Source organism: Kitasatospora sp. NPDC059817, from assembly GCF_042731835.1.
Lineage (GTDB): Bacteria > Actinomycetota > Actinomycetes > Streptomycetales > Streptomycetaceae > Kitasatospora.
Window position 1 is genome coordinate 1 of sequence record NZ_JBHWIR010000320.1, and the last position, 1,454, is coordinate 1,454.

1 protein-coding gene is annotated in these 1,454 nt (G+C 76.9%); it reads left to right on the forward strand.

Annotation, left to right across the window (positions count from 1 at the left end; translation table 11 throughout):
* Positions 1 to 1,336 (forward strand): ABC-F family ATP-binding cassette domain-containing protein (locus ACFV61_RS34340; RefSeq protein WP_380496007.1); only part of this gene is annotated, 1,336 nt, incomplete at its 5' end.
* Positions 1,337 to 1,454 lie beyond the last annotated feature (118 nt).

Genomic DNA, 1,454 nt, shown 5'->3' on the forward strand with positions numbered 1-1,454 from the left:
CCTGGCCACCGCGGTCCGCGCGCTGCGCGCCGCCGACGCGGCGTGGGCGCAGGCCGACGCACCGCACGACCAGCGCCGGGCGATGGACGCCTACACCCGCGCCGAGGCCGAGTTCCAGTCCCGGGGCGGCTACGCGGCCGAGGCCGAGGCCGCCCGGGTCGCGGCCGGCCTCGGACTGCCCGCCCGGGTCATGGACACCCCGGTCGGCACCCTCTCCGGCGGCCAGCGCCGCCGGGTCGAGCTGGCCCGGATCCTCTTCGCCGACCACGGCACCCTGCTGCTCGACGAACCCACCAACCACCTCGACGCCGACTCCGTCGCCTGGCTGCGCGGCTTCCTCGCGGCCCACCAGGGCGGGCTGGTCCTGATCAGCCACGACCTCGGCCTGCTCGCCGACACCGTCAACCGGGTCTTCCACCTCGACCCGCAGCGCGCCGCGATCGACGTCCACAACACCGGCTGGCGGGCCTACCTCGACCAGCGCGCCGCCGACGAACGCCGCCGCACCCGGGAACGGGCCAACGCCGAACGCAAGGCCGCCGCCCTGCACGCCCAGGCCGACCGGATGCGGGCCAACGTCGCCACCGCCACCAGCGCCCGCAGCATGGCCCGCCGCGCCGACCGGATGCTCGCCGACCTCGAACCCGCCCGGCAGGCCGAACGGACGGCCCGGATCCGGCTGCCCGAACCCGCCCCCTGTGGCCGGATGCCGCTCGGCGCGATCAGCCTCGCCAAGGCCTACGCCGGCCGCCCGGTGCTCACCGGCCTCGACCTGGCCATCGACCGGGGCAGCCGGATGGTCGTGCTCGGCCTGAACGGCGCCGGCAAGACCACCCTGCTGCGCATCCTGGCCGGCCACGAGAGCCCCGACACCGGCCGGGTGGTGCCCGGCCCGGGCCTGCGGCTCGGCTACTTCGCGCAGGAGCACGACACCCTCGACCCGGCGCGCAGCGTCCGCGACAACCTCGCCCAGGCCGCGCCGCACCTGAGCGACGGCGAACTGCGGCACGTCCTCGGCGCGTTCCTGTTCCGCGGCGACGACGCCGACAAGTCGGCCGGGGTCCTCTCGGGCGGTGAGAAGACCCGGCTGGCGCTGGCCGGCCTGGTCCACTCCGGCGCCAACGTCCTGCTGCTCGACGAGCCCACCAACAACCTCGACCCGGCCTCCCGGGCGGAGGTGCTGGCGGCGGTCGGCACCTACCCGGGCGCGATCGTGATGGTCACCCACGACCCGGGTGCCATCGAGGCCCTGCGGCCCGACCGCGTCCTGCTCCTCCCGGACGGCGACGAGGACCTGTGGCACGACTCCTACCTGGAGCTGGTCGCCCTGGCGTGAGCGGCGCCGCCTGACGCCGCCGCGCCCCGGCCCCCGCGCCCCCCCCGGGGGGGCGCGGCGCCCGCGCGCCCGCGCGCGCGCGCGCCCGCGAGCTATCACAGGGAGGATATACATACAC